The sequence below is a fragment of the Caballeronia temeraria genome, assembly GCF_001544795.2.
GTDB lineage: Bacteria > Pseudomonadota > Gammaproteobacteria > Burkholderiales > Burkholderiaceae > Caballeronia > Caballeronia temeraria.
On sequence record NZ_FCOI02000049.1, the window covers coordinates 22,471 to 41,916 of the forward strand.

A 19,446-nucleotide genomic window follows, 5' to 3' on the forward strand; every position below is an offset into this window, starting at 1 on the left:
CGTGCGGCACGACAAGCGTGTGGTTCTGGTGACGGGTGGCAGCGGCGGCATCGGCGAGGCAATCGTCGAGCGCTATGCGCGCGATGGCGCGGCGGTCGGCATCGTCGATGTCAACGAGGAAGCGGGCGCGGCGCTCGCCGGACGTCTCGCCGATGCGGGCCTGCGCGCACATTTCGCAGCCGCCGACGTCGGCGATTTCCCCGCATGCGAAACCGCTTGCCGCGCGATCGAGGCGGCGCTCGGCCCGGTCGATACGCTCATCAACAACGCGGGCATTTCGCCGAAGCACGCGGGCAAGCCGATGCCACTCTGGCAGATGGCGCCCGAGGAATGGCGCCGCGTGATGGACGTGAACGTGAACAGCGTCTTCAACTTCTGCCGCATCCTCACGCCGGGCATGGTGGAGCGGCGCTTCGGGCGCATCGTGTCGATGTCGTCGGTGGCGGGCAAGGCGTATCTCGACATCGTCGCCGCGCACTACAGCACGACGAAGGCCGCGCTGATCGGCATGACGCGGCATCTCGCGGGCGAGCTCGGGCCGCACGGCATCACGGTGAACGCGATCGCGCCGGGGCGCATCGATACGCCGCTCGTGCGCGGCGTCGCGCGCGAGGCCAACGAGAAGGTCGCGCGCGAAACGCCGCTGCGTCGCCTCGGCGCACCCGACGAAGTGGCATCGACGTGTCTGTTCCTCACGTCCGGCGACGCCGCATTCGTCACCGGGCAAGTGATCGACGTGGCCGGCGGATGGCTGATGACATGACGCGTGCGCCATTGCGGACCATCGGCTTTCCGGGGCGCTACACACAAGGTTCGGGCGCGCTGGCCTCGCTCGCACCGACGCTCGCGGAACTCGGCGCGCGCCGCGCGTTCGTGCTCGTCGATGGCGCGGTCATCGCGCGCGTATCGGCGGACGTCTCGCAGTCGCTCGAAGACGCGCACATCGCCACGTTTCCCGGCGAATGCACAGTGGCGGTCATCGCACGACTGAGCGGCGATGCGCGCGAACGTCATGCGGATGCCGTCGTGGCGATCGGCGGCGGCAAGACCATCGACACGGCAAAGGGTGTCGCGCGGGCGCTGAACGTGCCGATCGTCATCGCGCCGTCCGCCGCTTCCAGCGATGCGCCGACGAGCCGTCTCATCATTCTGTATGACGAGGCGCATCGCGTTGCGGGCATCGACATGTTGCCGCGCAATCCGGACGCGGTGATCGTCGATACGGCGCTGATCGCCGCCGCGCCCGCGCGTCTGTTCGCGGCCGGCATCGGCGATGCGCTCAGCAAGCAGTTCGAAGCCGCGCAATGTCAGCGCGCCGGTGGCCTCAATTTGTACGGCACGCCGCCGCTGCCGAGCGCGTTGCTGCTCACGCGCGCGACACTCGCGATGCTGCTTGAAAACGGCGCGCGCGCTTATGCCGACATTCGGCGCGGCGAACTCACCGATGCCGTCGAACGCGTGGTCGAAGCGACGGTGCTTCTGAGCGGCGTCGGTTTCGAAAGCGGGGGGCTGTCGCTCGCGCATGCGCTGATTCGCGGCCTCACGGCGATCCCCGCGATGGCCTCGATGATGCACGGCGAACTGGTCGCCTTCGGCACGCTTGTACAATTGTTCGTCGAAGAAACCTCGCCGGAAGACATCGAACCGTTGGCCACGCTCATGACCGCAGTCGGATTGCCGCTCACGCTCGCACAATTGGGGCAGCATGCCCCGCTCACATCGGTGGAGCAGACGCTCATCGCCGAGGCCACGCTCGCCACGCGCTACAGCCGGCACATGACGCCGCCCCTGACGGCGCAAAGGCTGATCGACGGCATCGCGCGCGCCGACGCCTACGGACGCGCGCGCAGCACATCATGAAACCCACACGCGCTACGCTCGCGGATGTCGCGCGGCTGGCGGGCGTGTCGCTCGGCAGCGCATCGCGGGCCTTGTCCGTGCCAGATCAGGTCAAGCCGCAGACGCTCGCGAATGTGCAGCGCGCGGTCGAGCAGCTCGGCTACGTGCGAAACGGCGCGGCGCAGGCGCTTGCCTCGCGCAAGACGCGCACGATCGCCGCCATCTATCCGACGCTGAACAACCCCATCTACGCCGATTCGATTCAGGCGCTTCAGCAGACGTTATGGGGTTACGGGTATCAGTTGCTGATCGCGAGTCACGAGTACAAGCCGGCCCGCGAACTTGAAGTGCTACGCGCTATTCTGGAGCGCGGCGTCGACGGGCTCGTGCTCGTGGGCACCGACCATCCGCCCGAGGTCTTCGAACTGACGCGCCAGTGCGCGCTGCCTTACGTCCTCACCTGGTCGGTGGACGAAACGCAGTATCCCCATTGCGTCGGCTTCTCGAACTTTGAGGCCGCTTACCAGTTGGCAAGGCGCATCGTCGGATTTGGGCATCAGCGCGTGGCCATGTGCGGCGGCTCCACGTTGGGCAATGAACGCGTGCGTGCGCGGCAGGCAGGCACGCGCGCCGCGCTCCGGGAAGCGGGCCTCGATCTAAGACCCGAATGGATCGTGGAAGCGCCGTTCACGTTCGAAGGCGGAAGGCAGGCGCTGCGGGAACTGTGGCACGGGGAGTTGCGGCCCAGCGTCGTCCTATGCGGCACGGATCTACAGGCCATCGGGCTGCTCGACGAATGCCGCGCGAAGGGCATTCGCGTGCCTGAGGATCTTTCGGTGACCGGCTTCGACGATATCGAACAGGCCCGGCTCACGCAGCCGCCGCTTACGACAGTGCGCGTTCCATCGCTGGAGATCGGCGCGCGCGCGGCCCGGCATCTGATGGCACTGATCGACGGCAAGGATGGTGACGACGAGATCGTGCTTGAAGCGCCCGTCGTGCAACGCGGCACGCTTTCAGCACCCTGCCTGGGTGAGCGGTTTCGCGGAGAATCGGCATAGGCCCTCCCTTGGAAGGGTCCATCACAGAGCTTCGACACACATAAGCGGTCGGCAGCGTGACTCGCCGCCGATGGGAGTGTTGAAGCGCCGACAGCTCGCCCGCGCCCCGAAGAGTTCTTCATCGGCGACACCGTTGGATTCACCGACAAGCATCTGAACGAGCGTGTTGGCACCGTCGTTAGGCTGAATTCGAAAACGGCGTCGATAGCCCTGACAGACTCCGAAGGACACTGACGCGTCTCGTACGCCCTATTAGGGAAAATCCGCGATGTCTGATTGAAGTCCTGTCAACACTGGACGACTGGATGCACTGACGGATACGGAGAAAGCGTTACCTGCGTCACACCGCGCCGGTGTACGCAAGTCTTCTGGCTTCAACTCGATGCGGACGATCGCCGACTGGTGAGCGTATTCAGGAACGGATTTTCTCGAATTGAAGGGGTCGCGCGACGCAAGTTGCTTGCACGATCAACGCGCCCGGTCCGCCTAACCGAGGCTGACATTTCGCGTCCTTGATTGCCAACGGTGCCCGTTGGAGAATCACGAGTAGCGTGGAGGTCCGCCAATTTTTTTGGCGGGTGAAGGCGTTGACGATTAGTTGCATCTCTTCGTTAGGCGAAACTACGCCTCATAGGGTCAGCACGGCATGATCCTGCCTCGTTTCCACGTACAGCAAATCATGCAGCGATCGTCCTAGCCTCGTATTCGACTGGAGTGCAGAAATCGAAAGAAGTGTGCAGGCGTTGTCGATTGTAGTAGCCCTCGACCCAGTCGACGATATCCAGACGAGCCTGAGCGCGCGTTTGGTAGCGAACCTGATAGACTCGCTCGACTTTCAGGGTTTTAAAGAAGCTTTTCATTGGCGCGTTGTCCCACGCATTAGCGCGACGGCTCATCGAAACTTTCATCTTGAAGTCGGCAGCGAGTTTCCGGTACGCTCGGCTTGCATATTGACTTCCGCGATCGGAATGTAACAACAACCCCGGCACGGGCTTACGGTGCCAGCACGCGCTGCGCAGTGCCTGGCAGACCAGTTCCGCGTTGATGCGATCTGACATTGACCAGCCTACGATGCGTCGGCTTGCAAGATCCAGAATAGCAGCCAGGTAGCCAGCCTCCGCCGGTCCTGATAAAGGTGATGTCGCTGACCCAAGCCTGATCGGGCTGCCAGCCGTAAAAACGACGATCAAGCAGATTGGGCGCCACCGGTAGGCGGTGTGTCGAATCCGTCGTCTGAACCGAATCAGGCGTTGCACGATCGCCAGCCACCGCCCGGACTCATTCATCATAGCGATCACGGGTCGCAATACCTTAGCATTCGGTACACCGAACGTTTGGTGGACGTTGGCGTTGAACCATCAGTCGGAACTGTCGGCGACTCCGACGACAATGCTCTGGCCGAAACGATCAACGGCTTGTATAAGGCCGAAGTTGTACATCGGCGTTCATGGCGTACGCTCCAAGACGTCGAGCTCGCCACGCTCGAATGGGTTCACTGGTATGACCACCATCGGTTGCCCGGCCCGCTCGGGTAAGTATCGCCGCCTGCGCAAGCAGAGGAAGTCTACAATCGGAATCTGGTGCCCTCCGCTCGCGCGGCTTAGCGCCAAACTCGGCGGTCTCCGACAAAGCCGGGGCGGTTCACTTCAGCGTCAACTGCGCAGCGTGCTCGGCCATGAGCAGATCGTCACACAAACCTACGGGCGGCACCTGTTGATCAAGCGTCTCGATGATGAGGAACCGACTGTTGTGGCGCGCCTTACCGAACTCGCCCGCAATCGTTATAGTGCCGCCTTTCGCAGCCACACCGGCCGATGGGAGCCGCTGCCGGGCACAGGTTCGCTCGACGAGATGGCCGAGGTCGTCGTCACGCTCCTGCAGCCTTACTCGCAACCCGATAATTATTAAAGCTATTTGAGGGATGTTGTACTAGTTCGCCATCGGTTCGCAACGCTTCTCCAGCGAAGAACTTGAAGATCTGTCCCGCTCGCCGCACTTCGGCGGCAGCTTCCGAAAGCGTTTTGCCCTCTTCTCGCGATAGCAGCGTCGCCAGCTCCGCCTTCCGAGACAGGATGATCGAAGCCGTCTGATCTAATAAGTCAAAGCGTTCCTGTGGACCACTCTTTGACCATGAGCGAAAGGCCTCACGTGCCGCGGTGGCTGCGATCTCGGTCTGCAGCACATTAGCGTCCGCGTATTCACCGATTACATCGTTGCTATCCGACGGACTCACATTGGGTCGCCAGTGTTCGCCGGTTACCCACTCACCGTTGACCAGATTTCTATACTGATTCATTTAACTTCGCCAAATGAGAAAAAGGCTTTCCGCGCGCCGGAAATCTTATGGAGCGGTTATACCGGCCTGCGCAACCTGGTTACGTCGCGAGCGGCGGTGTCGACACGGCGACCTTCGGCTCGTCGACGCGCTTTCCAACCATCAGTGCGTAGACGAGCGCAGCCAGAAGCGCGATTCCAGTACTGATAAGGAACGCGTCGACAAACGAATGCGTCCGATCGACGACAACACCGGTGACAAAAGGCGCGAACGAGCCGCCGAAATAACCGCCGAAGTTTTGAATGCTCGCAAGGGATGCCGCCATGTGCCGCGGCGTGGCCACAGACACAAGCGCCCAACTCGCACCACATGCCATCTGGACAAAGAACATCGCTACGCTGAGGTAGAAAATCGCAAGTGTCAGATTCGGCGTGAACGCAGCGGGAACCGTAAATAAAGCCCCACCAATCAGACCGACACAGATAGGCCATTTTCGGCTTCGAATCGGTGCGATACCGCGGGCCTGCAACGCATCAGCAACGAAGCCGCTCGATAACATGCCAATCGTGCCGAAAAGATATGGGATCGACACCAACCATCCGGTACTTGCGAGCGATAAATGGCGCTCACGCTCAAGATATGCAGGCAGCCACGTCAGGTACAGCCACAGCATATAGATGATGCCCGCATTGCCGAGAATCATGCCCCAGGTGGTACGCGTCAGAAACAGATTGCGCCATTCTGACATGGTCATCTTTCGCTCGACCTTGGTGTCACTTGCACCTTCGTTCAGATAGGCAGCTTCTCCGTCCGAGAGCGTCACGTTTTTGCGGTCACGATAGGTCAAGTACCAGCCGATTGACACGGCAATTCCGAAGCCGCCCATGATCATGAACATTTGTCGCCAACCGCACGACAGCATCATGACAGTCAGAATCGGGGGCGCAAGAGCCGGCCCAATCGTCGACGAAGTAATGAAGATGCCCGTCGGCCGACCTCGCTCACGAATTCCAAACCACTCGCTGACCACTTTCGCGCCAGCCGGAAAGTTTGGCGATTCCCCCACTCCGAGCGCAATACGCGCAATGATGAACTGATGAAGACTCGTTATGAGCCCCCCGCTAAACTGAGCGGCGGACCAGACGAACATTCCAAGTCCCAGCATCACTCGTGATCCGAACCTGTCCAGAAGCACGCCAACCGGCAGTTGCGCAAAGGCGTAAGCGAACGAAAAAGCAGACAGCAATATTCCCATCTGAGATGCCGACAACCCGAGTTCACTGCTGACGGAATGGTTCGCTATAGACAATGTGCTCCGATCGAGATAGTTGACAACCCCGGCCAGCGTCAGAAGCGCTATTGATGCCACCTGTATGCGCTTTAATTTCTTTGACTTCTCGATCATTCCGTCTCCTTATATTTTCGAAAATAAGTATTTGCTTCCATATTGAACAGTGCTACGCCCGGAGCTACATCTAATGACTATTGCCGGTAGATATCCGCGAGCACCTGCACAGGGTGACGAAGCGTCTTGCCTCGCAGACGCTTCACCTGACAGCGACAGGAATAGCCTGTCGCCAAGACCTCTGGGCTTTCCTCGTTCCTGACCGGGCAATCGGATTCAGGAATCTGGTGCGCCCACGACAGCGCGAAGATATCGGTCGATGTAGTCACGTTCCTCGCTTCATGACCGTAAGTGCCTGACATCCCGCAACACCCTGTTGAGGGCATCACCACGTCCAGACCTGCCGCGGCAAAAACCGCTTTCCAAAGCGCTGTAGCTTGCGCGGCATTGGTCTTCTCCGTGCAATGAGGTAGTAACTTGAACGACACGGGTGCCGCTTTGAGCATGTGCGACGAACTGATCGCAGTCGCGAGCCACTCCTGTGGCAACAACACATTCGGGACGTTTTCGCTCCCGAGTACTTTCGAATATTCCTGGCGATACGTCAGCGTCATGGCCGGGTCGACCCCAACCAGCGTGACACCCGTGCTTGCAATATCGAGGAGCGTCTGGGCGTTCTTACGTGCGGCCCGTGCAAATCGGGTCAGAAAGCCCAAAACGTGAAGCGGCTTACCATTCGGATGAAAGGGTGCAAAAAGGACGCGAAATCCCAAAGACTCCGCGAGCTCGACAAAAGCAGTTTCGACGTCGCCACTAAAAAAATGCGTGAAAGTATCGCGAACAACGACCACGCAACGCTTGCGTTCGCTCGCGCCCATGCGCTTCAAAGTCTCAAACGTCGCTATGGCACATGGAATCGACTTCCTGACTTCGCTCTGAACGATACTGGGTGTGTCGACCACTCCAACAACGTGCTTGAGCAATAGTCGCGCGAACCGGCTTTCCACAGCGCCGTTGTAAAGCTGTCGCCCCCCGGGCACGGACACCAGCCGCGGAATCGTGTATTCGAGAGAAGCAATCATGTAATCGCGAGCCGGGCGAAGATATCGCGTGTGGTAATGCTCCAGAAATCGTGATCGCAACTCCGGCACGTTGACCTTGACAGGACACTGAGCGACGCAAGACTTGCAGGCGAGGCAGCCGTTCATCGCCTCATACACCTCGTGCGAAAAATCATCGTTGTTTCGACCGCGCCGCAGCGAATTCAAGAAACGTACGGGCAAGCGCTTCGCACGCGGTCGAGCGATCAGATCGGCACCTGCAGCTACCTGCAGACGTAACCACTCACGCATCAACGACGCACGGCCTTTCGGAGAATGAATGCGTTGACGTGTCGCTTTCCATGAAGGACACATCGAATCGTCCGGGTCGAAATTAAAGCAAGCGCCATTGCCGTTACATTGGACGGCGTCACCGTTCGCTTCCCACACCGCGTCGCTGATCTCGCGGTCGAGTTCACCTCGCAAAGTGGCGGAGTCAATCTTGAGAAGCGTGCTATCAGCGCCTGTCGGTACGGCGATCTTTCCGGGATTTAGCTGGTTATACGGGTCAAACGCTGCCTTGATTCGCTGCAAGGAAGGGTAAAGGCTCCCGAAGAAGGTCGGTGCGTATTCCGAGCGCACGCCTTTCCCGTGCTCTCCCCAAAGAAGTCCGCCGTACTTCATGGTGAGCGCCGACACGGCATCCGAGATGGGCCTGATCAAGGCAGCATCCTCGGGGGCTCTCAGATCGAGCGCAGGACGCACGTGCAGCACGCCAGCGTCAACATGCCCGAACATCCCATACTTCAAGCCATAGGAATCGAGCAACGCGCGAAACTCTGCGATGTACTCCGCAAGTTGCTCCGGAGGGACAGCTGTATCCTCGACAAACGGCTGCGGCCGCCTTTTTCCGCGCACGTTGCCAAGAAGGCCGACTGCGCGCTTTCGCATTGCATAAACACGACCAACCGCCACATCTCCGCAAGCGATCGTGTGGCCGAGACGCCGAACGCTCCGGTCCGTGCTGATGTGCTCGACAAATTCAGCGACACGGCTTTGCAGCTGACCGAGATCATCGGCGCTGAATTCAACCAGGTTGATACCTTGAGCGCTTCGCTCGTCGTTATAGTCCGGGAAGAACTCGGATATCGAAGTCCAGACAACGTCATCGCGGGCTAGAGCGAGTACCGTGGAGTCCACCGTCTCGATGGACAGCGGTCGATGGTCCATCAGAGCGCGCGCATCCCTCAGCGCATCCATGAATCCTTCATACTGGATGTTCACCAACGCCGAATGAAGCGGTTTCGGCAACACGTTCAAAGTCGCCTCTACAACGAAGCCGAGCGTACCCTCCGCGCCGCAAATCAGGCTATTCAGGTTCAGCCTCCCGTCACGCTCGCGAAGATGCGCGAGATCGTAGCCCGTCAGGCAGCGATTAAGCGGCGGAAAAGTGTCTCGTATGAGTTCAGCCTGGTTGTCGGAAATCTCGCGGGCGGTTTTGTAGGCCCGTCCAACGATATCCGTCCGTGCGCAAAGCTGTTCCAGTGTTGCATCGTCGACCGGCTCGGAGGCGAGCGAAACGCCTCCAAGCAACACGCTCTTCAGAGCGATGACGTGGTCGCGCGTTTTTCCATACGTGCAGCTGCCTTGTCCGCTGGCGTCCGTGCTGATCATCCCGCCAATCGTGGCGCGATTCGACGTGGACAGTTCCGGAGCAAAGAATAATCCGTGCGGTTTGAGAGCCGCATTCAATTGATCCTTGACGACGCCTGCCTGAACCCTTGCCGTGCGCTTAATCGGATCGATTTCAATGATGCGGTTCATGTGGCGGGACAGATCGACGACGATACCGTCGGTCAATGACTGGCCGTTGGTGCCGGTGCCACCGCCTCGGGGCGATACCACGACGCTTCGAAATCGCTCCTCGGCGAGCAGCCGCGCGATGCGCTCAACGTCAGCGGCGTTGCGGGGGAAAATCGCAGCCGTGGGTCTGCGCTGATAGATCGAATTGTCCGTTGCGAGTACCGTGCGCGTCGCATGGCTGACGTCGATCTCGCCCTCCAGTCCCGCAACCCGCAGAGCTTCGAGAAACGCCGCTTCGGAAGTAGTGCCTCGTGCTTCTTCTAGTTTTATCTTTATGACCTTCATGTCGCTTACCTTTCATGCGTCCTGGAGCGGCACTCTGCGCACCTATTGCTTCACCTGCGTCTATCAGAGCAACAGGCCTGACGCGTCGTCGTGATGGCCGCATTCGGAGAGAAAACGCGAGGTCACGCGTCGGCGACACTCAGGAGATAACGCTTACGCTGTTGATGTGACTTGCCGCTGCTCGCCAGGTACATGCGTCCCGGCGAGCGACGCGCGCGCAAATTCAGCCGATCTGAACTCTGTCGAGAATCTCGTCTGAGCCAACCTCCAGAGGAACGAAATTGGTCGAGCGCACATAATCCGGTCGCGGCTGCTCGACCTGTTCAGGCTTGTTCTTCACCTGGTTGTAGACGATATAGGCCTGCCATCGATCGTCACCGGACAGGTTGTGACCCGAGGAATGCACGATGTTGGCGTCGAAGAACACGACTGTTCCCGGGCGGCCGATGATAGGCACGGCCTTGGGGTGACTGGACAAAATATCAAGCATCGTCGGCTTGGGTACAACGTAGAAGCGGTAACCGGTTGCCTCATCGAACGTCGGATCGAGTGAACCAAGCTTGTGGCTTCCTGGGATGAAATAGAGACATCCGCCCATTTCGGTCGGCTCGTCGAGCATGACCAACGCGGTTGTCATCTGCGGTTCTTTCACGCCGTCGATATGCCAAGTGCCGAAGTCCTGATGCCATTGCCAGACGGAGCCGTCGATAGCCGTCTTCAGATTGCACTTCGTGTGATAGACGTAGAGTTCGGGACCGTCGATCAGTTGTTGTGCCGGCTCGAGCAATCTGGGGGAGCGCACGGCGGAGTGAAAGACCGCCGATGCCGTCGGACTTTCGGTTTCGTGAACTTTGTAGATCGTCTTCGCGATGCCGCCCGTCTTTTCACGGACGAGATGGTCGGTATCGATCTTCTGGATCCGGCGCAACTCGCTCTTCATATGCTCGACTTCCTCTTCCGAGAAAAGCTCCGGCAGAACAACAAATCCATCGCGCTCGTACGCTTCCAATTGTGACGCGGTAAGTTTCATGAGGGCATCTCCTGACTTATTGGTGTGATGTCATGATCCTAAGACCCGTCGCGTCCAATGTAAAAGATATAATAAGTTGCGTATCGATACCTAAAAGGTTTTAGATGGAACTGCGTCATCTTCGCTACTTTCTGACGGTGGCACGCACACTCAACTTCACGAAGGCGGCGGAGGAACTGCACATGGCCCAGCCGCCGTTGAGCCGGCAGATACGGGAACTGGAAGAGGAACTCGGCGTGGCGCTTTTCGAGCGCCGGGGCAAACGCGTATTCCTTTCATCGGCGGGCCAGGTTTTCGAAGAACGGGCAAGGCGAATTCTGGCGGACACAAACTCCGCGATCGTGGATTCGCAACGCGCAGCAAGAGGGGAAATCGGCCGGGTGGCGGTCGGGTTCTTTGAGCACATCGCGTACACGCTGCTGCCGCCGCTCTTGCGTGAATTCCAGCAGCGTTACCCCGCGGTGACAGTCGAACTTCGATGGTTTTCCTCTGCGGAACAGATCAATGCGCTGGATCGAGGGGACGTCGATCTGGCCTTCGTTCGCTCTTTGCCTTCGGATAGCCAACTGAACAGCGTCCTGTTGCTTCAGGAGCCGTTTTACGTTGCCATCGCGAAGGACAACCCTCTCGCAGCGAAACGGCAGATCTCCATCAAGGACTGTATGCACCTGCGCGTCATCAATTACCGGAAAGATGTCGCGCCGGACTATCACGCCACCATCAACCAGTTGTGCGCACTGGCAGGCTTCTCTCCTTCCACGAGCTTCGAAATGGGACAGATCTACGCGTCCCTTGGCCTCGTAAGCGCCGGATTTGGTGTGACGCTCGTACCTGCGTCGGTTCAACGAACGCACATGGACAACGTCGTTTATCGTCCGCTGCGTGAACAGCACGCGCAGAGCGAACTCTACCTCGCGTGGAAGGAACCCAACCCGCCCGCGGCGCTAGGCTCTTTTGTTCAACTCGCGTGCGAGATAACCGCGCGCGCACCGGGCAAAGCGAAGGTCGAGTAAAGCAGGCGGTACGACTTCAATTACGATGAACAGGTTAGTTTTCCGGTTGAACCGTCAGCACAACTGCTTCGATTTGCGGCCGCCGTATGTAGCGTTGATTTGACTGCTTGTCCGGTCGCGTTAGAAGGCAGTGTGAAGCCGCTGAAAGCAGCTCATTTACCGTCATGTCTCGCTTTGGCACGATCCGCATTAGCTAGGACAGCGGCCAAATTGTAGGGGATATGTTCGACGCACGGAGCTGTCTTGATCACAATAGCTGCGTGACGTACAGCGGATTGACACATCAAAGGAGACAAAAGCGCGGGCTCAAAATCGTTTGTGCAAGGAATGGCCTCCGTCGTCTTCGATGCCGTAGCCAATTCAAGGCCGTCAGAGACGGTCACCAAGAGCTTCTGCCAACGCGCAGCACTTTTGTGAGCTGGCTATAGGCAGCGAATCCCGCGTCAGCCTGCCTTGGGGTTTCAGGCTGCAGCGACGCACAAGCGGGCACCATTGCATGTACACCAGATACCTCTTCGACGCCGGCACCGGACTCATGCGCATGACCTTCAGATCGACGCCTGCATCCGCGTACACTCTGATGCGCGCCAGCGGCCTCAGACCAAGCAACCTCGGCCTTCTCCGGCGCCTCAAAGAAAGACTGTTGATATTGAGGGAATGAAGGCGATCGCGATCAAACCGAGAAGTAACATACCGAGGTAGATCCAGATTCGCCTCAACCCGGCTTCCGGCGACACTTCGCCGATGATGCATGCGGCGTAATAGCAAAGGCCGAACGGTGGCGCGAACACACCCAGCCCCATCGCCAGCACCACGACCATTGCGTAGTGCACTTCGTTGATGCCGAGTTGATGCGCCACGGGGAACAGAAGCGGCCCGAACAGTACGATGGCCGGAATGCCTTCGAGCACACTGCCGAGCACGATGAACGCGATAATCGACACAAGCAGGAATCCGATCGTGCCGCCCGGGACCTTCGTCATCATCTCGGCGAGGTCCTGAGAGAAGCCGGATTGCGTCAGCGCCCATCCCATCGCGCTCGCCGCGCCCACAATGAAAAGAATCGCGCCGGAGAGTGCGGCAGTCTGGAGCAGCATCGGCACGACCGACTTCCACGTCAGCCCTCCACGATAGATCACGAGTCCGATCAGGAGCGAGTACGCGATGCCGATCGTCGAAACCTCAGTCGCGGTCGCGATGCCTTCCACCACCGCGCTTCGAATAAGGAAGGGGAGCAGAAGCGCGGGCAACGCTACAACGAACGTGCGGCGGACCTGCGACCAGGGCGCGCGCACGGGCCGCGCGGTGCCCTCCTCCGCTTTCTCGTCGTGCCCCGCACGCCACCAGGCAACCACGCCCAACACGAGCGCCAGAACTATGGCGGGCATAATGCCGGCCGTAAATAGCGCCGCGATGGAGATGCCCGTCACCGACGCTATCGCGATCAGAACTAGCGACGGCGGAATCGTCTCGCTCATTGCGCCCGAAGCGGCAAGCAGCGACACCAGCTCGCCGTCCGACATGCCGCGCTTGCGCATCTCGGGAAAAAGCACCGGGGCCACGGCGGCCATATCGGCGGTCTTGGAGCCCGAAATGCCGGAGATCAGCAGCATCGCACCAAGCAATACGTAGGACATCCCGCCCCTCACATGTCCTAGCAATGCTGCGAGAAACGCCACCATGACCCGCGCCACGCCGGTGACATGAACGAGCTGGCCGAGCAGCACAAACATCGGTACGGCGAGCAAGATCAGCGTGCTCATGCCTTCGTCCATGCGCCCCACAACGACGCTCAGCGGTGTCGACGTGGTGGTCAGCAAATAGGCGCTCGTCGCAAGTGCGAAAGCGAAGGCGATCGGAACACCGGCCATCACGGCCACGCCGAGAACGCCGACGAAGAAAACCAGCAGCGCGCCTTGCCCCATCTGCGAAAGAGGCCCGGCTCCCGCGTAGCAGCCGAGCGCAGACAGGCCGACGAGCACCACCGCACCGATAACGTCGCGCCAATCATGCCGCATCAGCCGTAGACAGCAACTGATGAGGCCCGCAGCGCATCCGACCGGAATCGCTAGCGCCCTGATAGAGCCCGACCACCCGAGCGCGGGGGTTTCTGTGAACGCCTGGTCCTGCACATAGTCGAGCGCGGGGTGGAGCACCAGAGCAAGGAATGCCGCGCAGGTGCCGACTGCGAGCGTATCGCTCCAGGCCTGTGCACGCGGTGACATCTTCGAGACGAAAAATGTGAGCCGCATGTGGCAGGATCGGTGCAATGCGAGTGCGCTGCCAAGCATCGCAAGCCACAGAAAAAGAACCGAGGCGAGTTCATCCGACCAGATCAGTGGACGATGGAAAACGGCGCGGGCTATGATCCCAACGAACAGGATCACGACTTCAGCGACGACCGTGGTCGCCGCCAACGACTCCACTGCGCGGCGTAACCAGCGCTCGAGGGCACGCTCCGACTGCGCACTTTGCAAGAACGAGGTGTTAGGCGCTTCGAGCTTGTGCGCGGCGCTCATGATATTTTCCCCGTGACGGCCTCGAGCGCGAGCCACGGGTCAGCACCGAACTTCTCCTTCCACTGCGCGTAGAACCCGCCCTTTGCAAGCGCAGCGCGAAAGGCGCCGCGGTCCGGTTGCACGAATGTGAGCCCCTTGGCAGACAGCTGACTCTGCAGCGTGGCATTCATGCGCACGACGTCCTCGCGTTGCTCCATGCTCGCCCTGTCAAACTCACGACGCACAATCGCCTTGAGGTCGTCGGGTAAGGTTTTGAACGCGCGCGGATTAGCGAGCAGCCAAAATGGATCCCAGACGTGATTGGTCTGGGACACATACTTCTGCACCTCGTATAGCTTGCCTGCTTCAATCGTAACAAGCCCGTTCTCCTGCCCGTCCACCAGATGGGTCTGCAGCGCCGTATAGAGCTCGTTGAAATTGATTGACGTAGGATTAGCTCCGAGTGCCTGGAACAATGACGTGAACATCGGGGAAACCGGCACACGGATACGATATCCACGCAGATCCTCGGGCGTCTTGATCGGTTTTGTCGAAGAGGTGATCTGTCTAAACCCATTGTCCGCCGCTTTCGACACTGAAACGAAGCCGCTCTTGTCGATCTGCGCGCGCACCATCTTGCCAAGGTCGCCGTCAACGCCACGCCAGACCTGATCGTAGTCCGTGAATGCGAAGCCTAGGTTGGTGATGGCGGCGAGCGGAATGGTCGTCGACAGCACCGAACCCGCGATGTTCAGGAACTCAATCCCGCCCGAACGCGCCTGCGACAACAGATCCGTGTCCGAGCCCAGTTGCGATGCCGGGAAGAAACGGATCTCAAGCCTGCCGTTGCTCGCCTCACGGATACGGTCGATTGCCTGCTTGAGCCGGGTATTGATCGGCTGATTAAGGGATTGCCCGGTTGCGAGCTTGTAGGTGAATTCTGCGGCGCGGGCAGGCCTGGTCCAGATCGACACCAGCGGAACAGCGGCCGCGGCCTTCAGCACCGTGCGTCGCGACATGCGACGCGGTGAACTCGACGTGCTCATGATCCTGTCTCCTGTTTTATGAACATCCCCGCGTCCCGCGCCACCTTATGGATGCAGCGTCGAGGCACGTCGCGACGGTTGTTATCAGCTCTTCTGGCCTCGTCGCCTGCCTTACGTGAGCAAAATATAAGAGGCTTGTTGGTGAAGCACAATTCAATTATTTTGTGAGACGTTGTAGCCTATCTAAAAGGTGACTCCCCATGTATCTGCCCCTGCGCGCAATCAGTGTCTTCCACGCTGCAGCCAGTTCAGGAAGCATTTCGCGGGCGGCGGCCGACCTGAACGTCACGCCATCTGCGGTCAGCCAGCAGATTCAGTCGCTCGAAGCCCACCTGGGAACGGCCTTGATGACCAAAGTCGGAAGGGGCGTCGGGTTGACCGAGGCGGGCGAACGCTATTTCGCGATGATCTCCGGTGAGGTCGAACGGATCGCGGAAGCGACCGAGCGAATGCGGGGATTGCGCTCCGTCACACTGCTTACCGTGCGCGCCACGCCTACTCTTTCCACGAAGTGGTTGCTGCCGCGCCTGCGCTCATTTCTGGATGGCCACCCCGATCTCGAAGTTCGCCTTAACGGAACCAATGAAGCCACCGACTTCGCTCAGGAGGCCGTTGATATCGAGATCCGTCATGGAACCGGCCAATGGCCTGGCGTGTATGTCGAGTCCCTCGCCGAGGAATCCTTTTTGCCGGTGTGTTCCCCCGCCTACTGCGCGGCCGCAAGCCTCGAAGCGGCTGACCTACCGCGGCACCGCCTCATCCATTCCGTGAAGTCGCAGGTTCAGTGGTCGTACTGGTTTTCGGCGGCGCAGACGTCGTTCGATCCTGGGCAGCGCGTCCTCTTCGACCGAAGCCACATGGCGATCGATGCCGCCGTCGACGGTATGGGTATCGCGCTCGAAAGCACGTTGATGATGTGGCGCGAATTGCGCGACGGCACGTTGACATGTCCGGTGAGACGCCCGCCAGCCATCCGCCTGAAAACGCAATGGATCGTTTGTCCATACGAACATCTCCGTAAGAAGAAAGTCACGCTGTTTCTCGAGTGGCTGCGCGCCGAGCGTGCGGCTTGGGAGGCGACGTCGGACGAACACGCTGCGAATCCATCTTGAAGCGTGGCTTAACGATCGGATTGGAAATGTTAATTGTTCTGATGCAAGCGCCTGACTACACTTGCTCGCAAGAAAGGCCCATCGCTGTTCGGCTTTCGAATCTGTCTTGCACGTGCGTCGTCGCACGCTGGTCGGGCGGTCATGACCCATGATCTAAACCACAAAGGATTGCCAATGAATCTCTACAGTCTCCTCAAGGCCCGCAATGCTGCAGGACGTCCTGTTCGCGTCGGTCTGATCGGTGCCGGCAAATTCGGCTCGATGGTGCTGTCGCAGGCCCGCCACATCGAAGGGCTGCATGTAGTAGGCGTCGCCGATCTCGATGTAGGCAAGGCACGCGCATCGCTCGCGCGAGTCGGCTGGTCGGCCGAGCAATACGGCGCGCGCACGCTCGCCGATGCCGTGAAGACCGGCGCCACCTGCGTGCTCGACGATGCCGCCGCACTCTCCGCCTGCGATGAGGTCGAATGCATCATCGAGGCGACGGGCCATCCGATCGCCGGCGTGCGTCACGCACTCGCCGCGATCGAAGGCAACAAGCATGTGGTGATGGTCAACGTCGAGGCCGATGCGATGTGCGGACCGTTGCTCGCCGCCCGCGCTCGCGAGCGCGGTCTCGTCTACAGCATGGCATACGGTGACCAGCCCGCGATCATCTGCGAGCTGGTGGACTGGGTGCGTTCGTGCGGCTTCGAGCTGACCTCGGCCGGCAAGGGCATGAATTTCGAACCGCGCTATCGCTATTCGACACCGGACACGGTATGGGGTTTCTTCGGCTGGACCGAGGAAGAAGTGGCCAAGGGCGACTTCAACCCGAAGATGTACAACTCGTTCACCGACGGCACTAAAGCCGCAATCGAAATGGCCGCGGTCGCGAACGGCACGGGGCTCGATTGCCCCGACGATGGCCTCGCCTTCCCTCCTGCTGGTCTGCATGATCTGGCGCGGGTCTTCCGACCGGCAGAAGATGGCGGACGCCTTTCGCGCAGTGGTCTTGTGGACATCGCCGCGAGCCAGGAACCGGACGGCCGAGAGGTCTTTAACAACATTCGCTATGGCGTGTTCGTCACGTTCAAGGCGCCAAACGAATACGCGCGTGCGTGCTTCAAGCAGTACGGTTTGCTCGTCGATCCCACCGGCTGGTACGGCTCGATGTGGCGGCCGTTCCACATGATTGGCCTCGAAACCAGTGTGAGCTTGCTGTCGGCCGTGCTTCGCGGCGAGGCGACTGGGTCGTCGAAGGAGTTCCGTGGCGACGCCGTGGCGACCGCCAAGCGCGACCTCAAGCCCGGCGAAATGCTAGACGGCGAAGGCGGCTACGCGGTGTGGGCCAATGCGATCCCGGCATCGAAAAGCCTTGCCATCGGCGGCCTGCCGATCGGGCTCGCGCATAACGTCAGGCTTAAGCGTCCGGTTGCCAAGGACACCGTCGTGCGCTTCGAGGATGTCGAGCTCGAACGCGATCTCGATGTTGTAGCGTTGCGTCGCGAGATGGAGCAAAGTGCGCTCGGCAAGCCCGCGAAAGCTGCGTGAGGGACCCACATCATGGCATCGCACGGAGAAGTCCAGCATGGATAGCGGAACGAAAGCATTCGTGGTGGTGGCGGAGTTCGAAGTGAAGGCCGAGTGCGTTCGCGACTTCCTCGCGCTTGCACGCGACGATGCGCGCCACTCGCTCGCAGACGAGCCCGGCTGCCGCCAGTTCGACATTGTGCAGATCGACGAGACGCCGCCGCGAATCTTGTTTTATGAGGTCTACGATGATCGCGCCGCGTTCGATGCACACTTGCAGACGCCGCACCTCGACCGCTTCCGTGCTGGCTTCCCGGCACTGATCGTTGCGGAACGCCCCGTGCGCTTCGGTCGTCGCGAGGCTGCATGATGCACGCGAGCCTTGCAGTGGGCTTTATCGGCACGGGAATCATGGGGCTGCCGATGGCCCGGCGTATCGCAGGCGCCGGCTACCGGGTCGCGGCATGGAACCGCAGCCGAGACAAGGCAGCGCCGCTCGTCGAAGCAGGAGTCGAGGTGGTCGGTCACGCGAGCGAAGCGACGCGCAGTGCGGATGTTGTGATCTGCATGCTGAGTTCGGGGCCAGCGTGCGACGACATCCTGCTCGGTGACGACGGGATCCTCCCGACGATGCGTGCGGGCAGCGCGCTGGTGGTGATGAGCTCGATTCCCGTCGAGACGGCGCAACGCCACGCCGAGGCCGCGGCGTCCCGTGGCATCGGTTATCTCGACGCGCCCGTTTCCGGTGGCGAGAAAGGAGCACAGGACGGCACGCTCGCGATCATGGCCGGTGGCGATGCATCTGTCTTCGAACGCCTGCGTGCCGTCCTGCAAACGATGGGTCGTCCGACGCGCATCGGCCCGGCGGGCACCGGCCAGCTCGCGAAGCTCGTCAACCAAATGATGGTCGCGAGTACGATTGCCACCGTCGCTGAGGCAATGCTACTCGCGGAACGCGGCGGGGCCGATCCTGCGCAGGTTCGCGCGGCGCTCCTCGGCGGATTCGCGGACTCGACCATCCTGCGCCAGCACGCGGCGCGCATGATTGCGCGGGACTTCGTGCCGGGCGGGCCGGCCAAGTATCAGATCAAGGATACGAAGACGGCGCTCGATTTTGCGCAGGGCCTGGGGCTGGAGTTGCCGGTACTGGGGCTCGTCGATGGCCTTTTCGCTGACATGGTCGAACATGGCGACGGCGACCTTGATCACAGTGCGCTGATCCGGGAATTGCGCAGACGCAATGGACTGCCTGAGACGTGACGGCCTTACGTCAAGTGTGTTCAACTTGCCCGTGAGAAAGCCGGTGTCTTCGCGGGTCGGCTGTGGCCCACTGCTGCGACATCATCTATGTCTTGCGTACGGCTTGCTCAAGGGGGACGATGCCCATCGTCATCTGGCCAATTGCCGCTGTCAGGCCTCTACGACCCGAAAACGGGTTTTGCAAGCAAATCTAGTCTTACTGTGTCATAGAATGTGTTGACGCAGAACTGCAGAATGGGCATTGCTGGAGCCGTTTAGCGACGTGCG

At 60.2% G+C, this 19,446-nt stretch carries 15 protein-coding genes and 2 pseudogenes; 10 read left to right on the forward strand and 7 right to left on the reverse strand.

Annotation, left to right across the window (positions count from 1 at the left end; all coding sequences use genetic code 11):
• Position 1 precedes the first annotated feature (1 nt).
• Genes AWB76_RS36050 through AWB76_RS36060 form a run of 3 tightly spaced genes read left to right on the forward strand, consistent with a single transcriptional unit; the run spans position 2 to position 2,900 of the window.
• Positions 2 to 763: an SDR family oxidoreductase gene (locus AWB76_RS36050; RefSeq protein WP_061164862.1), complete on the forward strand. Its 762-nt coding sequence runs from the start codon at positions 2 to 4 to the stop codon at positions 761 to 763.
• On the forward strand, positions 760 to 1,860 hold the full coding sequence (locus AWB76_RS36055; protein WP_061164863.1) for a glycerol dehydrogenase: 1,101 nt from the start codon (positions 760 to 762) through the stop codon (positions 1,858 to 1,860). The genes AWB76_RS36050 and AWB76_RS36055 overlap by 4 nt, the downstream gene beginning before the upstream one ends.
• A complete protein-coding gene (locus AWB76_RS36060) occupies positions 1,857 to 2,900 on the forward strand; it encodes a LacI family DNA-binding transcriptional regulator (RefSeq protein ID WP_061164864.1) in 1,044 nt (347 codons plus the stop codon). Before AWB76_RS36055 ends, AWB76_RS36060 begins: the two co-directional genes overlap by 4 nt.
• 677 nt (positions 2,901 to 3,577) lie before the next feature.
• Here AWB76_RS36060 and AWB76_RS36065 read toward each other — a convergent pair.
• Positions 3,578 to 4,133, reverse strand: a pseudogene (locus tag AWB76_RS36065) (IS3 family transposase); the annotation flags it as partial.
• A gap of 11 nt (positions 4,134 to 4,144) precedes the next feature.
• On the opposite strand from AWB76_RS36065, the pseudogene AWB76_RS39825 reads away from it, so the two are divergent.
• Both AWB76_RS39825 and AWB76_RS39830 read left to right on the forward strand, forming a co-directional pair.
• Positions 4,145 to 4,504 (forward strand): annotated as a pseudogene (locus AWB76_RS39825) (integrase core domain-containing protein); the annotation flags it as partial.
• A complete protein-coding gene (locus tag AWB76_RS39830) occupies positions 4,476 to 4,808 on the forward strand; it encodes a hypothetical protein (protein ID WP_244173633.1) in 333 nt (110 codons plus the stop codon). The pseudogene AWB76_RS39825 and the gene AWB76_RS39830, both read left to right, overlap by 29 nt.
• On the opposite strand, the gene AWB76_RS39835 is transcribed toward AWB76_RS39830, so the two are convergent.
• From AWB76_RS39835 to AWB76_RS36085, 4 genes are all read right to left on the reverse strand, one after another.
• A complete protein-coding gene (locus AWB76_RS39835) occupies positions 4,768 to 5,196 on the reverse strand; it encodes an aldehyde dehydrogenase family protein (RefSeq protein WP_244173631.1) in 429 nt (142 codons plus the stop codon). The genes AWB76_RS39830 and AWB76_RS39835 overlap by 41 nt on opposite strands.
• 79 nt (positions 5,197 to 5,275) lie before the next feature.
• Complete coding sequence (locus AWB76_RS36075) at positions 5,276 to 6,580, reverse strand: MFS transporter (RefSeq protein ID WP_061164866.1); 1,305 nt, start codon at positions 6,578 to 6,580, stop codon at positions 5,276 to 5,278.
• Between the two features lie 77 nt (positions 6,581 to 6,657).
• A complete protein-coding gene (gene ydiJ, locus AWB76_RS36080) occupies positions 6,658 to 9,708 on the reverse strand; it encodes a D-2-hydroxyglutarate dehydrogenase YdiJ (RefSeq protein ID WP_061164867.1) in 3,051 nt (1,016 codons plus the stop codon).
• A 223-nt stretch (positions 9,709 to 9,931) separates the two neighbouring features.
• On the reverse strand, positions 9,932 to 10,738 hold the full coding sequence (locus AWB76_RS36085; protein WP_061164868.1) for a phytanoyl-CoA dioxygenase family protein: 807 nt from the start codon (positions 10,736 to 10,738) through the stop codon (positions 9,932 to 9,934).
• Positions 10,739 to 10,842: 104 nt separating this feature from the next.
• On the opposite strand from AWB76_RS36085, the gene AWB76_RS36090 reads away from it, so the two are divergent.
• A complete protein-coding gene (locus AWB76_RS36090) occupies positions 10,843 to 11,751 on the forward strand; it encodes a LysR family transcriptional regulator (protein ID WP_061164869.1) in 909 nt (302 codons plus the stop codon).
• A gap of 629 nt (positions 11,752 to 12,380) precedes the next feature.
• Here the strand turns inward: AWB76_RS36090 and AWB76_RS36095 are convergent.
• On the reverse strand, positions 12,381 to 14,270 hold the full coding sequence (locus tag AWB76_RS36095) for a TRAP transporter large permease (RefSeq protein ID WP_061164870.1): 1,890 nt from the start codon (positions 14,268 to 14,270) through the stop codon (positions 12,381 to 12,383).
• Complete coding sequence (locus AWB76_RS36100) at positions 14,267 to 15,295, reverse strand: TRAP transporter substrate-binding protein (RefSeq protein ID WP_061164871.1); 1,029 nt, start codon at positions 15,293 to 15,295, stop codon at positions 14,267 to 14,269. The genes AWB76_RS36095 and AWB76_RS36100 overlap by 4 nt, the downstream gene beginning before the upstream one ends.
• A gap of 200 nt (positions 15,296 to 15,495) precedes the next feature.
• Here AWB76_RS36100 and AWB76_RS36105 point away from each other — a divergent pair, with 200 nt between their 5' ends.
• From AWB76_RS36105 to AWB76_RS36120, 4 genes are all read left to right on the forward strand, one after another.
• Positions 15,496 to 16,407 carry a LysR substrate-binding domain-containing protein gene (locus tag AWB76_RS36105; RefSeq protein WP_061164872.1) on the forward strand — a complete coding sequence of 304 codons (912 nt, stop codon included), beginning with the start codon at positions 15,496 to 15,498 and terminating at the stop codon, positions 16,405 to 16,407.
• A gap of 174 nt (positions 16,408 to 16,581) precedes the next feature.
• Positions 16,582 to 17,940, forward strand: a complete 1,359-nt coding sequence (locus tag AWB76_RS36110) for an NAD(P)H-dependent oxidoreductase (RefSeq protein ID WP_061164873.1) — start codon at positions 16,582 to 16,584, stop codon at positions 17,938 to 17,940.
• 37 nt (positions 17,941 to 17,977) lie between these two features.
• Complete coding sequence (locus AWB76_RS36115; RefSeq protein ID WP_061164874.1) at positions 17,978 to 18,289, forward strand: putative quinol monooxygenase; 312 nt, start codon at positions 17,978 to 17,980, stop codon at positions 18,287 to 18,289.
• The gene (locus tag AWB76_RS36120) at positions 18,286 to 19,179 is read left to right on the forward strand and encodes an NAD(P)-dependent oxidoreductase (protein WP_208606655.1); all 894 of its coding nucleotides are present in this window, start codon (positions 18,286 to 18,288) and stop codon (positions 19,177 to 19,179) included. The genes AWB76_RS36115 and AWB76_RS36120 overlap by 4 nt, the downstream gene beginning before the upstream one ends.
• Positions 19,180 to 19,446: the final 267 nt, after the last annotated feature.

Coding starts and splice junctions, on each gene's coding strand:
- AWB76_RS36055 (WP_061164863.1), top strand. CDS start 760: ATGACGCGTGCGCCATTGCGGACCATCGGCTTTCCGGGGCGCTACACA.
- AWB76_RS36060 (WP_061164864.1), top strand. CDS start 1,857: ATGAAACCCACACGCGCTACGCTCGCGGATGTCGCGCGGCTGGCGGGC.
- AWB76_RS39835 (WP_244173631.1), bottom strand. CDS start 5,196: ATGAATCAGTATAGAAATCTGGTCAACGGTGAGTGGGTAACCGGCGAA.
- AWB76_RS36075 (WP_061164866.1), bottom strand. CDS start 6,580: ATGATCGAGAAGTCAAAGAAATTAAAGCGCATACAGGTGGCATCAATA.
- ydiJ (WP_061164867.1), bottom strand. CDS start 9,708: ATGAAGGTCATAAAGATAAAACTAGAAGAAGCACGAGGCACTACTTCC.
- AWB76_RS36085 (WP_061164868.1), bottom strand. CDS start 10,738: ATGAAACTTACCGCGTCACAATTGGAAGCGTACGAGCGCGATGGATTT.
- AWB76_RS36090 (WP_061164869.1), top strand. CDS start 10,843: ATGGAACTGCGTCATCTTCGCTACTTTCTGACGGTGGCACGCACACTC.
- AWB76_RS36095 (WP_061164870.1), bottom strand. CDS start 14,270: ATGAGCGCCGCGCACAAGCTCGAAGCGCCTAACACCTCGTTCTTGCAA.
- AWB76_RS36100 (WP_061164871.1), bottom strand. CDS start 15,295: ATGAGCACGTCGAGTTCACCGCGTCGCATGTCGCGACGCACGGTGCTG.
- AWB76_RS36105 (WP_061164872.1), top strand. CDS start 15,496: ATGTATCTGCCCCTGCGCGCAATCAGTGTCTTCCACGCTGCAGCCAGT.
- AWB76_RS36110 (WP_061164873.1), top strand. CDS start 16,582: ATGAATCTCTACAGTCTCCTCAAGGCCCGCAATGCTGCAGGACGTCCT.
- AWB76_RS36115 (WP_061164874.1), top strand. CDS start 17,978: ATGGATAGCGGAACGAAAGCATTCGTGGTGGTGGCGGAGTTCGAAGTG.
- AWB76_RS36120 (WP_208606655.1), top strand. CDS start 18,286: ATGATGCACGCGAGCCTTGCAGTGGGCTTTATCGGCACGGGAATCATG.